Consider the following 16,833-nt stretch of genomic DNA (forward strand, 5'->3'; position numbering starts at 1 on the left):
CTGAGAGATGATCAGGTTGATAGGTCAGAGGTGGAAGCGTGGTGACACGTGGAGCTGACTGATACTAATCGGTCGAGGACTTAACTAACAAGTTTGATAATGACATTATCTAGTTTTGAAGGTATAAAATGGAAGAACTTCCAAAAAAATCTTCAAAAAATGTTGACTTTGATTGATATTTTGTTATAATAATCAATGTCACAATTAACTGAATCAAGTGATGATAGCGAAGAGGTCACACCCGTTCCCATACCGAACACGGCAGTTAAGCTCTTCAGCGTCGATGGTAGTTGGGGGTTTCCCCCTGTGAGAGTAGAACGTCGCTTGGTTCAATACCATTCCGCAGTAGCTCAGTGGTAGAGCACTCGGCTGTTAACCGAGTGGTCGTAGGTTCGAACCCTACCTGCGGAGCCATTTTTTATGCTTCCATAGCTCAGCAGGCAGAGTACTTCCATGGTAAGGAAGAGGTCACCGGTTCGAGCCCGGTTGGAAGCTTGGAAAACACTTACAAATATGGCCCGTTGGTCAAGCGGTTAAGACACCGCCCTTTCACGGCGGTAACACGGGTTCGAATCCCGTACGGGTCACCATTTATATTATGGAGGATTAGCTCAGCTGGGAGAGCACCTGCCTTACAAGCAGGGGGTCGGCGGTTCGAGCCCGTCATCCTCCACCATTTAATTTAATAATACCGGAGGGGTAGCGAAGTGGCTAAACGCGGCGGACTGTAAATCCGCTCCCTGTGGGTTCGGCGGTTCGAATCCGTCCCCCTCCACCATTTATTGTTGGGCTATAGCCAAGCGGTAAGGCAACGGATTTTGATTCCGTCATGCCCTGGTTCGAATCCAGGTAGCCCAGCCATTTTTTAATTACACAATTTCATTCAAATTGATCGTAATATTTATTACGAGCCATTAGCTCAGTAGGTAGAGCATCTGACTTTTAATCAGAGGGTCGAAGGTTCGAATCCTTCATGGCTCACTTTTTTTTTATATGCGGAAGTAGTTCAGTGGTAGAATACAACCTTGCCAAGGTTGGGGTCGCGGGTTCGAGCCCCGTCTTCCGCTCCATTTCTGTATAAATATATATCGGGGCCTTAGCTCAGCTGGGAGAGCGCCTGCCTTGCACGCAGGAGGTCAGCGGTTCGATCCCGCTAGGCTCCACCAATATACATAAAGTGTAACCTTAGTCTTTTGACTAAGGTTTTTTGTTGTCTAAAAACATAAAATATAGAGATGATAAATGCATATGTATACAAAAAAATGTTGAGTTGACCCATTCGTTTCAAAAGATTTAAACTATTAATATAATTAATAACTTTAAGAATCTAATTAAGGGTTCTTTATTTTAAAAAAAAAGTAAGCGTTTTCTTACGTAATTGACATAGGGGGAAATAACATGAAAAAAGAAATTTCGATCATTGGAGTACCATTAGATTTAGGGCAAACAAGACGTGGAGTAGATATGGGACCAAGTGCAATTAGATATGCACAGCTTCATGAACGCATTGAAAATCTTTCATATAGTGTTGAAGATTTAGGGGATATTTTAGTAGATCGTACATTAGTAAAAGAAGATCACACTGAACATAATTTAAAAAACTTAAAATCAGTAAAAGATACTTGTGAGAAGCTTGCAGTTGAAGTTGATGAAGTCATTAAAAGTAACAGAATGCCTCTAGTGCTTGGTGGAGACCACAGTATAGCTATTGGTACATTAGCAGGTGTTTCAAAGCACTATAATAATCTAGGTTTAATTTGGTTTGATGCTCATGGAGATTTAAATACAGCAGAAACTTCACCATCTGGAAATATCCATGGTATGTCACTAGCTGTGTCATTAGGTCATGGACATGATTTATTAACGAAGATTGGTGGTTACTTCCCTAAAGTAAAACCAGAGAATGTAATCATAATAGGAGCTCGTGATCTTGACGAAGGTGAAAGAGCAATAATTAAAGAATTAGGCATTAAAGTTTATACAATGCATGAAGTTGATAAATTAGGTATGACAAAAGTGATGGAAGAAACAATTGATCACTTAAAAGACTGTGACGGTGTACATTTATCATTAGACCTTGATGGTTTAGATCCGATCCATGTACCTGGTGTTGGTACGCCTGTTTCTGGTGGTATCACTTACAGAGAAGGTCATTTAGCAATGGAAATGTTATCTGAAGCAGATATCATTACATCAATTGAATTTGTAGAAGTTAATCCAATCTTAGATGAAAAAAATAAAACAGCAATCGTGGCTGTGGCTTTAATTGGATCATTACTTGGAGAAAAATTATTATAAAACAAAGAATTATATGTTATAACTGTAAAAGCTAGTATGATGTGCTAGCTTTTTTTCATTTATATTTCATAGAAATATCATATATTCAAATAATTGTTAAGATAGTTAATAATTCTCAAATTTTGTGTATAACGAAAATATGGTATAATACTGAAGATACGGGTTTTAATATTAATAATTAGGAGGGTAAAAGGTGCCTTCTTTACATATAAATTTCTTACAATACTTACAAAATGGATTAGATATATTATTAGTTTGGTTTGTTATTTATCGACTAATTATCATTATACAAGGAACAAAGGCTGTTCAATTATTAAAAGGTGTTACAATCATAATCGTTGTAAAAGTATTAAGTAGCTTATTTGGCTTACATACATTGCAATTTTTAATGGATCAAGCACTAACATGGGGATTCTTAGCTGTGATCATTATTTTCCAACCAGAGCTGAGAAGAGCATTAGAACAACTTGGTAGAGGTCGCTTTTTCTCAAGAACATCTCCTGGTGGTGCGAATGATAGAACCGACATAGTGGAAAGCATTGCAAAAGCTACAGAATACATGGCAAAACGAAGAATAGGTGCTCTTATATCGTTTGAAAGACAAACGGGTATGGGGGATTATATTGAATCGGGTATCCCACTGAATGCTAATCTATCATCGGAACTACTCATAAATATTTTTATTCCAAATACACCATTACATGATGGCGCAGTTATTATTCAAGGTGAAAAAATTACTGCAGCAGCATGTTACCTACCCCTTTCAGAAAGTGCATTCATTTCTAAAGAGCTAGGTACAAGACATAGAGCAGCAGTTGGTATTAGTGAAGTAACAGACAGTATTACCATTGTCGTTTCCGAAGAGACAGGGGCTGTTTCGGTTGCTAGAAATGGGAACTTATATAGAGAATTATCAAAAGATGAACTAGTTAATTTATTGAATACGGAACTAAAATCACCAGAAGAGTCCACTACATCAAAATGGAATTGGAAGGTAAAACGTAATGGATAATTTTATGGATAACCGTTGGATTTTAAGAGGAATCGCATTATTAGTTACTTTATTACTTTTTATGTCTGTTAATTTAGTTCCACAATCGAGTAGTTCCAATATTATTGATCTACCAATGATGAATAAAAAAGAGCTACTTAGAGATATTCCTGTAACACCGATCTATGATCAGGAAAATCTAATCGTAAATGGAATTCCAAAAACTGTTTCAGTACAGTTAGATGGTCCAAATAGTATTGTTAAAACAGCTGAAATGAAAAGAGATTTTGAAGTCTACATTGATCTCACTTCTTATGCATTAGGAACATATGAAGTACCTTTAAAAGTGCGCAATTTATCAGAAAAGATTAAAGCAACCATTAAACCAAGGACTGTTACAGTTACGATCAAAGAAAAAGTAGAAAAAGTAGTCTCAATAAAAGCTGTTTATTTAAACGAAAACAAAATTAAGCATGGCTATAAAGCAGAGGACGCCATTATTAAACCAAATGAAATAAAGATAGTGGGATCTGCTGAGGAAGTAGCCCAAGTTTCATACGCAAGAGTAGATATAGACGTATCAGACGCAAATCAAACGTTTAGTCAGGTACTTCCTGTGAAACTATATAATAAAAAGGGTACACAATTAACAATCAGTAGTGTCCCAAAGAATGTTGAAGTAACTGTCCCAATTGTTTCACAAAGTGCTTATTTTCCAATTGAGATTATCGAAAATGGTACTTTACAGGATGGTTTAAAATTAAAAAGTATGATAACTAATACTGATGAAGTTAAGGTTTATGCATCTGAAGATTGGTTAAATAATTTTAGTGGACCGATTCAGGTGCCTGTTGATTTATCATCATTTGATAAAAGTGGTACATACGAAATTACCGTTCCGACACCAGATGGTGCTTTTAAAGTTGATCCAAGTACAGTAGAGGTTGTAGTTGAATTAGCAGAAGAAACAGAACAAAAATTTAGTGATATACCAATTCAATTTACTGGAGAAAATGACAATTTTACATATAAAATTTTGAAACCATCTTCAGGTAAGGTAACAGTCTCTGCAAGGGGATTTGAAGAAGATTTGAATGCAATAGATCCGAAAGATATTATTATCACTGCAAAAGTAAGTGGTTTAGAAGCGGGTACACATGAAGTAACACTATCGATTAGTGCGCCAAAAGGTGTTATTTATCGATTAAATTACGATACTGTGACCGTTGAAATGACGGATAAGAATACGGCCGAATCTGATAAGGATACAGAAATAGTAGGACAATCATCGAATTAGAAGGAGAATCATAATGGGTAAATATTTTGGAACTGATGGTGTAAGAGGGGTAGCAAATAAGGAGCTAACTCCAGAATTAGCATATAAAATTGGACGTTGCGGTGGATATGTATTAACAAAAAATAATGTGAAACCAAAAATTTTAGTAGGTCGTGATACACGTGTATCAGGACATATGTTAGAAGGAGCATTGGTTGCAGGTTTGCTATCAATCGGTGCAGAAGTAATGCGTTTAGGTGTTATTTCGACTCCTGGTGTTGCATATTTAACAAAAGCATTAGGTGCACAAGCTGGAGTTATGATTTCAGCTTCCCACAATCCAGTAGAGGATAATGGAATTAAGTTTTTCGGTCCTGATGGATTTAAATTATTAGATGAGCAAGAAGATGAAATTGAAGAACTGATGGATGCTGAAGTAGATCAGTTACCGAGACCAACAGGCAGTGACCTTAGCCAAGTTAGCGATTACTTTGAAGGTGGTCAAAAGTACTTACAATTCCTTAAAAATTCAATTGATGAGGATTTCTCTGGTTTATTAGTTGCTCTTGATTGTGCTCACGGAGCTACGTCTTCATTAGCACCTTATATCTTTGCGGACTTAGAAGCAGATATCGTAACAATGGGAACAAATCCAAATGGATTTAATATAAATGATGGTGTAGGTTCGACTCATCCAGAAGCGCTTGCAGCATTAGTAAAAGAAAAAGGTGCCGATGTAGGTTTATCATTCGATGGCGATGGAGATCGTTTAATTGCAATTGATGAGAATGGTGATATCGTTGATGGTGACCAAATCATGTATATTTGTGCTAAGCATTTAAATGAAAAAGGACGCTTAAAGCAAAATACTGTTGTATCGACAGTAATGAGTAACTTAGGTTTTTATAAAGCTGTAGAAACGAATGGAATGAAAAGTGCTGTAACTGGTGTAGGTGACCGTTATGTGATGGAAGAAATGAGAAAGAATGGATTTAACCTAGGTGGAGAACAATCAGGTCATATCATTTTCTTAGACTATATTACGACTGGTGATGGCATGTTAAGTGCTATTCAGCTTGTAAACATCATGAAGGAAACTGGAAAAACATTATCACAATTAGCTGGAGAAATGAAAAAATATCCACAATTATTGATCAATGTGCGTGTTACAGATAAAAACGAAGCTTTAAACAATGAACGAATTAAAGCAACAATTGAAGAAGTTGAAGCTGAAATGAATGGTAATGGTCGTATTTTAGTGCGTCCTTCAGGTACAGAGCCATTAATTCGTGTAATGGCAGAAGCTCCTTCAGCAGAAGAATGTAAGTTATTTGTTGAAAGAATTGTAGCTGTTGTACAAGAAGAAGTAGGCGAATAATAAATTAAATTTTATATGCATAGATGAGCACTAATGTGTCCGTCTATGCATATTTTTGTTATATAAGCGACTATACTTTCAAAACTTCCAAAAAGATTTTTGTTGACCATGACTTTTGAATTATAGTATAGTTGTTTTATTGTTTTCCTAACATGAGAGGAGGATATGAATTAATAAAGGTTTAAACAAAGCGCCAGAACTATACAGGACGAAAATGTGTAGTTGACGAGGTGGAGTTTTATCGAAGTTTCGGCGGATGACTCCCGGTTGATGTATCACAACCGCAATTATTTATGTAAAACATTCGGGTGACCGAGTGGACAAAAGTAAATAATCTGATACACCGTTTAAAAATAATAAAAAATGAACTCGCTAATTGCGATAATACGAAAGGTAGGTGGATATTGCTTGTAAGTCCTCTACCGCTATTAAACATGACGAGGGAATCGAAAAATTAAATAATAAACGGTTAGGGAAACAGCATTCCATTCCTAGACAACTTTTTGTACGTCTTGTTGAGGACTTACTAAGCAATAGATATTATGTGTGGAATCGTTGGATATATTGGAAATGATAATGCTAAGGAAATTTTGTTAAAAGGTTTAGAGAAATTAGAGTATCGTGGATACGATTCTGCTGGGATTTCTCTTTTAACAGATAATGGTGTAGAAGTTTTTAAAGAAAAAGGTAGAATTGCAATTTTACGTGAAGCTATTCCAGCAAAGGCAGACGGGCATGTTGGAATCGGACATACTAGATGGGCTACACACGGAGCTCCAAGTAAACGTAATGCGCATCCTCACCAAAGTTCTACTGAACGTTTTACACTTGTTCATAATGGTGTTATTGAAAACGATGTACAGTTAAAAAACGATTATTTAAATGACTTTAACTTTACTAGCGATACTGATACAGAGGTTATCGTACAGTTAGTAGAGCTTCATATTAAAAAAGGTTTAACAGTTTTAGAAGCATTTACGGCAACACTAAAACTTTTAAAAGGTTCTTATGCAATTGCACTATTAGATAAACAAAATGAAGATGTAATTTATGTTGCAAAAAATAAAAGCCCACTTCTTGTAGGTGTTGGTGAAGAATTTAATGTTATTGCTTCAGATGCAATGGCAATGTTACAAATTACTGATCAATTTATCGAGTTACATGATAAAGAGGTAATTTTAGTATCAAAAGATGAAGTTCAATTAATGGACTTAAACGGAAATAAAATTGAGCGTGCTCCATATACAGCTGAAATTGATGCTAGTGACATTGAAAAAGGAACATATCCTCATTTCATGTTAAAAGAAACTGATGAGCAACCATTAGTAATCCGTAACATCATTCAAAAGTATCAAAACGAAAATGGCGAGCTTGAAATTGATAGCGAAATTAAAGCAGCTTTAGCAGAAGCTGATAGATTATATATCGTAGCTTGTGGAACTAGTTACCATGCTGGTTTAGTAGGTAAACAATTCATTGAAAAAATGGCTGGTGTTCCTGTAGAAGTTCACGTTGCTAGTGAGTTCTCTTACAACATGCCATTACTATCAGAAAAACCATTATTTATCTACATTTCACAAAGTGGTGAAACAGCAGATAGCAGAGCGGTATTAGTACAAACAAACAAATTAGGCTATAAAGCAATTACGATTACAAATGTTCCAGGATCTACATTATCTCGTGAAGCTAACTATACTCTTCCATTACATGCAGGTCCAGAAATCGCTGTAGCATCAACAAAAGCTTACACAGCACAATTAGCAGTGTTAGCAATCGTAGCAAATGACTTAGCAAAAGCTAAAGGTAAAGTTGTTAACTTTAACCTAGTAAAAGAATTAGGTATCGTAGCAAATGCGATGGAATCTATTTGTGGTCAAAAAGAAGAAATGGAGAAAATTGCTTCGGAATTCTTAGCAACTACTCGTAATGCATTCTTCATCGGCCGTAACGTTGACTACTTCGTATGTTTAGAAGGTGCTCTAAAATTAAAAGAAATTTCTTACATCCAAGCAGAAGGATTTGCTGGTGGAGAACTAAAACACGGAACAATTGCTTTAATTGAAGAAGGTACGCCAGTAGTAGCATTAGCGACTCAAGAGTCAGTAAACCTAAACATCCGTGGAAACGTAAAAGAGGTTGTAGCTCGTGGAGCAAACCCATGTATCATCTCAATGGAAGGTTTAGAAATGGAAGGTGATCGCTTCGTACTACCAAAAGTACAAGAAGAATTATCACCAATCTTATCTGTACTACCATTACAATTAATTTCTTACTATGCAGCATTACACCGTGGTTGTGACGTTGATAAACCACGTAACTTAGCGAAATCTGTAACAGTTGAATAATATATTTTGATAAATGTTCAATAAAAAACCAATATGGGAGTTGGATTCAATGATGAATTTCGATAATGAAAATATTCCCACTAAAGAAGATTTTCATGTAAGTGAAATTGATGAGCGTGTAGTAATTAGAAAACCAATTAAAGCTTAATTATATAAAAGAGGCTATGTGTAAATTATTAATTGCACTAGCCTTTTTTCTTATATTAATGGAAATTCCTTATTCAACTATTTGGCAGGATAATTGAATTTTTAAGTAATCTCTTCTCTGATCATCAACATATTAAAATACACCTATTAAGTTTTGGGGACAAACACAAGCTGATTCTAATACCTTTCATATATTGGAATATATTTTAATTAACAACAAATTGAGGTGCATTTTTGAATGTCTAGATATATAGGACCTACAGGGCCTACAGGGCCAACGGGACCAAGAGGGCAAAGAGGTAAAGAAGGAGAAGAAGGAGAAAGAGGAAAGAGAGGGAAAACTGGAGCAGCCGGAGCAACTGGAACAGCTGGAGCAACAGGAGTAACAGGAGCAACAGGAGCAACAGGAGCAACAGGAGCAACAGGAGCAACAGGAGCAACAGGAGCAACAGGAACTACAGCTATCAATCAAATTTATGTATCGAATGCTGGCGACAATACTGTTTCCGTGATAGATGGTTTCACAAATACCGTGATTACTACCATTCCTGTCGGGACTAGTCCACGTGGAGTAGGGGTCAATCCATTAACCGATCGAATTTATGTAGCAAATTTTAGTAGTAATGATGTTTCTGTGATAGATGGATTAACGAATACCGTGATTACTACGGTTGCGGTTGGGATTGCTCCATTCGGAGTTGGAGTTAATACATCTACCAACCTTATTTATGTAGCAAATTCTGGCAGCAACGACGTTTCCGTAATTAGTGGAGCAACGAATACCGTGATTACTACCATACTTGTTGGTAATACTCCTGAAGCAGTAGGGATTAATCCATTAACCAATCGAATTTATGTAGTAAATTTTCTCAGCAATGATGTTTCTGTGATAGATGGATTAACGAATACCGTGATTACTACCATTCCTGTCGGGCTTAGTCCACGTGGAATAGATGTTAATCCATTAACCAATCGAATTTATGTAGCAAATGCTGGCGACAATACTGTTTCCGTGATAGATGGTTTCACGAATGTCGTGATTGCTACCGTTCCTGTTGGAGCTGGTTCACGGGAAGTGGGAGTTAATACATCTACCAACCTTATTTATGTAGCTAATGAGGGCAGTGCCGACGTTTCCGTGATTAATGGTGCAGACAATACAGTTATTGCTACTATTCCTGTCGGGACTAATCCAGTTGGTGTAGGGGTCAATCCATTAACCAATCGAATTTATGTAGCAAATCTTGTCAGCAATAATGTTTCTGTGATAGAAGGATTATTGAATACCGTAATTGCTACAGTTGCAGTTGGGACTGCTCCAGTTGGTGTAGGAGTGAATCCTTAAAAGACATCAATAAAGAAAAGAGGTTATTAGTAAATTAATGTTTACTATAGCCTCTTTTCTTTATTGTTTACGATTAAACGAAATTAGATTTTTTCAACAACCTGACTATCCTCTTTTTTCTTCCAAAGTTCCCCAGGCCAAAAAGCAAATCTTCCTAATACTGTCGTAATTGCAGGTACTAGTAGCGGACGCACAATAAATGTATCTATTAATACACCCACGCAAGTAACGATTCCAAACTGTACTAAAACCTGTATTGGCAATGTAGCAAGTACCAAGAACGTTCCAGCTAATATTAGTCCAGCAGATGATATGACAGAACCAGTCTTGGAAACCCCGTTAGCAATCGCGTCGATATGGTTTTGTTCTTTTTTATTTTTCCATATTTCAGATACCATAAATATATTATAATCTTCGCCTAAGGCAACTAAAAATACAAATGAATATAAAGGAATTGATCCTTGGATTGCTGGTACATTTAAGCCGTAATGTAGGATAAGCCAACCTGCACCTAATGCAGAGAAATACGATAAAATTACCGTTAGGACTAGATAAACCATCGCCGTTATAGAACGTAAATAGAATAGCAATAGTAATGAAATGAGTCCAATCATTACTGGGATAATCACTTTTTGATCTCTTTCAGTTGTATTTTTTGTATCTAAATTTGTGATGGTTTCTCCACCTAGCCAATAATTTTGACTAGAAATATTGTATTTAGTTAGCATGCTTTTTAATTGTATTTCAAGTTGAGGTATGCGCTCCATGCCCTTATTTGAATAAGGATTATCTGTTAAAGAAACCTCATATAGTTGTAGGTTTTGCTTATTTTTACCTACTTGAGGATCAGATACATTCTTAATAAAGGAAAGTTTTTCGAGCTCTTTTTTCAAAGGAATACTTTTATTTTCTGTATCAACTACAATTTTCACAGGTGCTAATAAACCAGATGAATAGTGATCGGAAATTAGTTCAAAACCTTCACGTGATGGCATGTCTTTAGGGAAAGATGCTAACAAATCATAGGTATACTGAATTTTTGGTACAAAGAAAGTTAACCCACCTAAAAGAACGACTGAAACAAGTATGACTTTCCATGGTTTACGTGTAACTAATGTCCCAATCTTTTGGTTAAGGGTTACTTTCGATTTTTTAGTTTTCAGAGGTTGGCCTTTTTTATTTGCACGTTTAATTTCCATTTCTGTAGTTCTTGGTATAAATGGAAAAAATGAGATTCTTCCTAAAATAACAAGGATAGCAGGAAGAAGAGTAATGGATGCAATGCCCATGATAAAAACTGCCAAACTAAATGGAATAGCGAAACGATGAAATGCACCGTAATCAGCTAGTAGTAATGTTGCTAAACCTAATACAACCGTTAGTGCACTCATTGATATTGCACCACTTGAATCTTTTATTGCGAGTTGTAATGATTTAAATTTACTTTCTTCAATAAGTAGATATTCACGGTATCGAGAAATTAAGAATAAGCAATAATCTGTTCCAGCACCGAATAAAAGAACGGTCATGATTGATACTGCCTGTGAATCAACTGTAATAATTCCTTTTTCTCCTAAAATTCCTAATAATGGGCTGATGACTCCATAAGAAAAACCAACAACTATTAATGGAACAATAGCCATGATCGGTGAGCGATATAGAAGAATTAAAAATACCAATACAAGTAATACTGTTGATATTAGTAATTTAATATCAGCCTGTGAGAAAAGGCTAACAGCATCTGTCTGAATACCAACAGGCCCTGAAAAGCGAACATGTAACCCAGGATCATCAAGTTTGTAAACAAATGGATCTTCTCCACTAGTACGATTTACTATTGATTTGAGCTTCTTTAAATTATTTTGTAATGTCTCATCTTCTGCTTTTTCATCAAAGAAAATAGGTGTAATGAGAGTAGTACCATCTTTTGATACACTTTGGGTCAGCGCAGGTTTTGGCAATGTATCAAAAGGAGGAAGAGATTTCTGTTTATCTAACGTATTTGCCCTTAATTCTTTATAAAGTGATTGAACTGTTTGGTAATCATGATCGTTTAATCCATTATCTCTATGCCAAACAATTAATAATGGGTTGCCAGAGTCGTTCGGAAATTCTTTTTTTATTATTTCATCAGCTTTTTGTGACATAGAGGATTTAGGTAAGTTGTCTGCTTTATTATCTTCTACTTCATTTACGGATGGAAACGAGATAGATAAAAACAGCGTTAATAAAACCCATAGAATAATAGTTAGCCATCTGGTTTTTTGTCCTCCAACCATTTTTCCCCATGAATTGAATGGGTGTCTTTTCATTAGTGGATCCACCTTTCTAATTGGTATGTATCATTCTTTTTAATTATATATACTAGTAAGTTAATTAATCAAGAACTTTAATATGCTATAATTAAGCTAATTAATTAGTTAGGAGAGAAGTACCTTGCGACAAACTAATCGACCATTAGGGCGACCTCATATGAGCGATCGAAAAAAGCCTACTAAAGAAATTATATTAGAGAATGCAGTAAAGCTTTTTCTAAAAAGAGGATACCAACTCGTCTCAATGGATGATGTTGCAAAAGAATGTGACGTGACTAAAGCAACGGTTTATTATTATTACTCAACAAAGGCTGAACTTTTCACCGATGCGATGGTGCAAATGATGATCAGAATAAGTGATCGAATTAAAAAAATCTTATCCATAGATAGACCATTAAAAGATAATTTATTAGAAATTGTCAAAATACATCTACGAGCCACTTTTGATATTGACCTTAAAACTTTTATAAAAGATGCAAAAATTTCATTAACAGATGAGCAAATGATTCAAATGAATTATGCTGAGGAAAAGATGTATGAAGTAATTGAAAATGCAATTGAAAATGCAATGAATAAAGGCGAAATTCCACAGGGAAATTCAAAATTTGCAACTCATGCGTTCCTTGCTATTTTAAAAGTAGGAAATTTTAGAGATATGAACAATCAATCTATAATCAATTCTATAGATGAAATGGCGAATGAAATCGTGAACTTTTTTTGGAGAGGTATGAAAGTGTAGTTTTAATGAAAGAAAAAAAGATTATATGCTAATCTTACCACTTACCTTACCTAATCAATACCGGTAGAAACTTTCTTGTTAAATTAAAAATAAAGAGGCTATGAAGTAAACACATAGTTTACCATAGCCTCTTTTATTAATTCTTTCTTTGTACACTTCAACAATGATTGAAAAATGAAGTTTCTATAACAGGATGGAGAGATATCAATATTATTCAACATCCGAATTAATAATCTGAACGTCAAAAGTCGGTTCAATCTTCATGCGAGGATAGTCTTTCCGCCAATCCAAAGATTTCCAAATATCAGGGTGGTGTGCCTTTAATTCCATGCCGATACCGAGAACGTCACAATTGGCTTTTTGAATTGTTTCAATTGTTGTAGTAGCTAAATCTTTTAGATGCTTACTTAGTTCTTTTTCCATGTGGTTTATGTAGTCAGGCTTGTTCTGGTGAAATGATTTTCCAAGATCAAATACATTTATTTTTAATTGGACATTTACTTTTACTTTCTGTAATTTGTTTGATTTGGATGTAAATGTGAATCTTGAATGTTCATTTTTGACAGAAAATGCGTAATTGTTTTGCTTATTTTTATCAGTAGCAGGTTGTTCCTTACCTTTTTCCGGTATGTTTCCGGTATATCTTTGATTTCCTGCGCCTGTCCCTTGCATTAATACCATCATTTGAACTTGTTCTTTGTTAAGTTTAGTTTCTGTATTCAAACCTTGACGAAATAAAAGTACGCCACTTAACTCTACTCCCAAATCGGATTGTTTCATTAATGGAATAGCAAGATCTGTCAATGGTTCTTCTTTGGATAGAATCAAGTTCATCATTGAAATGTTTGATAAAATATGATTCCTTTCTAAAGCCTTATTAAAATCGTACAGATTTGTAGTAAATTCACTATTTGCTTTCGGCACAGTATCCAAAAACTTTGCCATGTCCCCTTCGAAAATGACTACGGGGACATTAATTGACGAATAGGGCGTTTTGAGTAAAAAGTCAAGTGCTGAAACAGGATCATGTGATGCGAAACTCTCGCTTAATAAATAGGTTCCTGTAGTAACCCCTAAAAAAGGAGCTTGGTCAGTGTACTGCCCTTGACCGACCGATTCGACTAAACTCGCCTCTTTCAGTTTTGTTACCTGTGAAATTACATCTCCAGAGCCTTGACCAGTACTCTTGAGCTTGGAAACAATATAATAGATTTCATTTTCACCGTTTTCTTCGTTTAAGTCAAAACCAGCTATGTCCACTAAATTCAGTTTACGCAATTCCAATCGATCCCAACACCCTGATAAAAGTGGCAAAAGCAACAGAAGAATCATAGCTTTTCTCATTCTCTCGCCACCTTTTCTCTTACATAGGAAATTAATAGAAAAATTGTTGGAACAAGAGCAATCATAATCATAGTAGCTTTATTATGATATTCCGAGAATTTGAAGAGCGACTGACGGTCTGAGAACCAAATTCCAACAGTAAAACATATAAGTGCTACGATCCATACCAAAAATGAGTGTTTACGGATTTCTTTAATTCTTACAAAAGCAAAATAACGTGCGGACAAAAACAAATAAACGTAAGCGGTTACTGTAGTGACAGATAACCAAATTGTCATAAATAATATATCTAAGCTTTGAACAACTGGCCACCTGAATTTACGAAGAATATAAACCATTGGTTCTGTTATAGTATTTAACTGACTTTCACTAAAATTGTACATTACTAAAGTTGTTATTAGTAGGTAAAATAAAGTTGTTACTCCATTGGCAATTGACATGGCAATGAAAATATCTTTCTTTTTATTGCATTTTACAAAAGGAAAAACATACAAAAGAAGCTCATAACCAGCGTATGCCCAAAAAGCAGGAACTGAATCCTTTATAATTGATCCAATACCATGTGAACCAATAGGCATAAAATGTCGCCAATCACCTTTCCCCATTCCACTTACAAGTATAATCACAAAACAAATCAAAAACATATTCAATATTGACTGTGTAATTGTAGCAATCGAACGTAGCGTTGAAGAAGCGACATATGCCGAAACAATTAGTGATATACCAACAATAACGAAAAATGGTGTCTGAAATAACACCCAACGATTAAGTACATCAGAATAAGATGTGACGACCATTATACTAGATTGAGCGCAATATAATGCGAATAACAGATTCATTAACGAACCTAGCGGCTTTCCAAGTATGGAGAAAATGTATTGTTGCAATGATTGATCAGGATATCGTTTTCCTAGTTGATAAATAACAATGATAGCTATTTGTGCAAATATACCACCAACCAATATAGACATCCAAGAGTCGTAGCCTGCTCGACGGGATTCTGCATAAGGAATCGATAAAACACTAACACCGACTTGGGTAAGAATAACAAGACAGATTAGTTGATTTATTGAAATCTTTTTTAAATGAATCATTCAGTCTACCCCCTTGGATCTTTTATTCTAGTAGCTTCCTTTGCCATGCTTTCAAATGGGCGTTTTTTTAAACTTCTAATTGGAAATCTGAAAAGAGTATCCTTAATCGCATCTATAGAGAACCAAGAATAAAAATATGGAATACCCATGGTGTCTAGTCGTGATAAATGTGTCAGCAACAAAAGAAATGAAATTTCTAGTCCAATTAACCCGAAAATTGAGGCCATGATGATGAACGGGTATGTTAACAAACGGGCTACACTACTCATTTCATAAGAAGGAATATTAAATGATGCAATACCTGTAAGTGCCACAACAATTACCATCATATTAGAAATTAAATTGGCCTGAACGACAACGGTACCAATCACAATACCGCCAACGACTCCGATTGTTTGTGCAATAGGACTTGGAAGCCGCACAGTTGCCTCTCGCAAAATTTCAAGTATTAAAAGCATTAATACTGCTTCGAGAACAGGTGGTAATGCGATAAATTGCATTGAGCTTTGTAGCGTCAGCGCGATTTCAAAGGGAACAATACGTGGATCAAAAGTAACAAGAGCAACGTATATTCCCGGTAAACTAAAAGCAAGAATAAAAGCAAGAATTCGAAGGAATCTAATTGCACTACCTATTAGCCAGCCGATTTGGTAATCATCAGGACTTTGGAAAAAAGCCCAAAACGAAACAGGGAGGATTAGGCAATCAGGTGAACCATCAGTCAGTATTGCGATTTTCCCATCCATTAGGTAAGAATTTATACGGTCCGGTCTTTCGGTTACGAGTACTTTTGGGAACAACGTGAAATTCTTCTTTTCGATTAATTCTTGGAGAAAATTCGGTGCTTCAATGTAATCGATATCAATGTTCGCAACTCTACGTTCAAACTCAGCTAATACAACTTCATTGACGAGAGAATTTAAATAGAGTATGGCAACCTTAGTATTAGACCTACGTCCAACTTGATAAAATTTTATGACAAGATCTGGTGTCTCAATCAACTTACGCATCATATTAAGGTTCGTATTGATGTTTTCATTCAATGCTTCGTGGGATCCGCGTAACACACGTTCATTCATAGGAATATTGATTGAACGTTCTTTAACTAACTCTGTTCCTAGTAAATAGAGCGTCGCTTCACCATTTATTTGAACTACCGTTTTTCCTTCCACTAATGCTTTAGAAGCATCTAAAAGAAGATCAGTTTCGCTGTAATCCAGTATTGAGACTGCTTCCCGTACGCTTCCATTCAAATTCGTCAGCAATGGGCGGATAATATGGTCTTGTACTTTAGCGGACTCAATCATTGTTTCCAAATAAAATAGTCGATAACGCCGTTCACCGGCTTCGAAATCACTAAACTTGAAGTCTGAACTATTGAATAACAATTCTCTAAGTGATTTCTCGTTTTTTTCAAGTAATAGGTCAGCTTTCATTAAATAGTTCCTCCAAAACAGGAAAGTTTATCCTATTTTACCCTCAATCTTATTTTGTATTCTGTCTTAAAGTTACCGAATTTACTGCTGATATTTACTTAAATAATCCACAAAATTGTTAAGGT

Annotated in this window: 11 protein-coding genes, 9 tRNA genes and 2 rRNA genes; 18 read left to right on the plus strand and 4 right to left on the minus strand. The window is 35.5% G+C overall.

What is annotated here, in order from left to right; genetic code table 11:
• The 17 genes from CAB05_RS20590 to CAB05_RS20670 all read left to right on the plus strand — a co-directional run.
• Positions 1-88: ribosomal RNA gene (locus CAB05_RS20590) — 23S ribosomal RNA — on the plus strand; the annotation flags it as partial.
• A gap of 125 nt (positions 89-213) precedes the next feature.
• Positions 214-329: ribosomal RNA gene (rrf, locus tag CAB05_RS20595) — 5S ribosomal RNA — on the plus strand.
• A 10-nt stretch (positions 330-339) separates the two neighbouring features.
• Positions 340-414, plus strand: a tRNA-Asn gene (locus CAB05_RS20600).
• Positions 415-422: 8 nt separating this feature from the next.
• Positions 423-495 (plus strand) — tRNA-Thr (locus tag CAB05_RS20605).
• A 20-nt stretch (positions 496-515) separates the two neighbouring features.
• A tRNA-Glu gene (locus CAB05_RS20610) sits at positions 516-590 on the plus strand.
• A 10-nt stretch (positions 591-600) separates the two neighbouring features.
• A tRNA-Val gene (locus CAB05_RS20615) sits at positions 601-676 on the plus strand.
• Positions 677-693: 17 nt separating this feature from the next.
• Positions 694-778: transfer RNA gene (locus CAB05_RS20620), tRNA-Tyr, on the plus strand.
• 8 nt (positions 779-786) lie between these two features.
• Positions 787-861 (plus strand) — tRNA-Gln (locus CAB05_RS20625).
• Positions 862-908: 47 nt separating this feature from the next.
• Positions 909-981: transfer RNA gene (locus CAB05_RS20630), tRNA-Lys, on the plus strand.
• 14 nt (positions 982-995) lie between these two features.
• Positions 996-1,070: transfer RNA gene (locus tag CAB05_RS20635), tRNA-Gly, on the plus strand.
• 20 nt (positions 1,071-1,090) lie between these two features.
• A tRNA-Ala gene (locus CAB05_RS20640) sits at positions 1,091-1,166 on the plus strand.
• Positions 1,167-1,398: 232 nt separating this feature from the next.
• A complete protein-coding gene (rocF, locus tag CAB05_RS20645) occupies positions 1,399-2,298 on the plus strand; it encodes an arginase (protein ID WP_088003883.1) in 900 nt (299 codons plus the stop codon).
• Positions 2,299-2,491: 193 nt separating this feature from the next.
• Positions 2,492-3,310, plus strand: coding sequence for a diadenylate cyclase CdaA (gene cdaA / locus CAB05_RS20650; protein ID WP_088003885.1), 819 nt, complete (start codon positions 2,492-2,494; stop codon positions 3,308-3,310).
• Positions 3,303-4,586: a CdaR family protein gene (locus CAB05_RS20655; RefSeq protein WP_088003887.1), complete on the plus strand. Its 1,284-nt coding sequence runs from the start codon at positions 3,303-3,305 to the stop codon at positions 4,584-4,586. The genes cdaA and CAB05_RS20655 overlap by 8 nt, the downstream gene beginning before the upstream one ends.
• 13 nt (positions 4,587-4,599) lie before the next feature.
• Positions 4,600-5,943 (plus strand): phosphoglucosamine mutase, encoded by a 1,344-nt coding sequence (gene glmM, locus CAB05_RS20660; protein ID WP_088003890.1) that lies wholly within the window; start codon positions 4,600-4,602, stop codon positions 5,941-5,943.
• A gap of 542 nt (positions 5,944-6,485) precedes the next feature.
• On the plus strand, positions 6,486-8,288 hold the full coding sequence (gene glmS, locus CAB05_RS20665; protein ID WP_088003892.1) for a glutamine--fructose-6-phosphate transaminase (isomerizing): 1,803 nt from the start codon (positions 6,486-6,488) through the stop codon (positions 8,286-8,288).
• Positions 8,289-8,673: 385 nt separating this feature from the next.
• The gene (locus CAB05_RS20670) at positions 8,674-9,780 is read left to right on the plus strand and encodes a beta-propeller fold lactonase family protein (protein ID WP_088003894.1); all 1,107 of its coding nucleotides are present in this window, start codon (positions 8,674-8,676) and stop codon (positions 9,778-9,780) included.
• Between the two features lie 83 nt (positions 9,781-9,863).
• On the opposite strand, the gene CAB05_RS20675 is transcribed toward CAB05_RS20670, so the two are convergent.
• Positions 9,864-12,092, minus strand: coding sequence for an MMPL family transporter (locus tag CAB05_RS20675; RefSeq protein WP_088003896.1), 2,229 nt, complete (start codon positions 12,090-12,092; stop codon positions 9,864-9,866).
• 124 nt (positions 12,093-12,216) lie between these two features.
• Here CAB05_RS20675 and CAB05_RS20680 point away from each other — a divergent pair, with 124 nt between their 5' ends.
• Positions 12,217-12,834 (plus strand): TetR/AcrR family transcriptional regulator, encoded by a 618-nt coding sequence (locus tag CAB05_RS20680; protein WP_088003899.1) that lies wholly within the window; start codon positions 12,217-12,219, stop codon positions 12,832-12,834.
• Between the two features lie 210 nt (positions 12,835-13,044).
• Here CAB05_RS20680 and CAB05_RS20685 read toward each other — a convergent pair whose 3' ends face one another.
• From CAB05_RS20685 to CAB05_RS20695, 3 genes are read right to left on the minus strand one after another with little or no spacing between them, the layout of a single operon-like run.
• Positions 13,045-14,178, minus strand: coding sequence for a Ger(x)C family spore germination protein (locus CAB05_RS20685; RefSeq protein ID WP_088003901.1), 1,134 nt, complete (start codon positions 14,176-14,178; stop codon positions 13,045-13,047).
• Positions 14,175-15,272 carry a GerAB/ArcD/ProY family transporter gene (locus CAB05_RS20690; protein WP_088003903.1) on the minus strand — a complete coding sequence of 366 codons (1,098 nt, stop codon included), beginning with the start codon at positions 15,270-15,272 and terminating at the stop codon, positions 14,175-14,177. Before CAB05_RS20690 ends, CAB05_RS20685 begins: the two co-directional genes overlap by 4 nt.
• A gap of 5 nt (positions 15,273-15,277) precedes the next feature.
• Positions 15,278-16,708: a spore germination protein gene (locus CAB05_RS20695; RefSeq protein WP_088003905.1), complete on the minus strand. Its 1,431-nt coding sequence runs from the start codon at positions 16,706-16,708 to the stop codon at positions 15,278-15,280.
• Positions 16,709-16,833 lie beyond the last annotated feature (125 nt).

The sequence above is a fragment of the Gottfriedia solisilvae genome, from assembly GCF_002128405.1.
In the GTDB taxonomy this organism is placed as follows: domain Bacteria; phylum Bacillota; class Bacilli; order Bacillales; family Bacillaceae_G; genus Gottfriedia; species Gottfriedia solisilvae.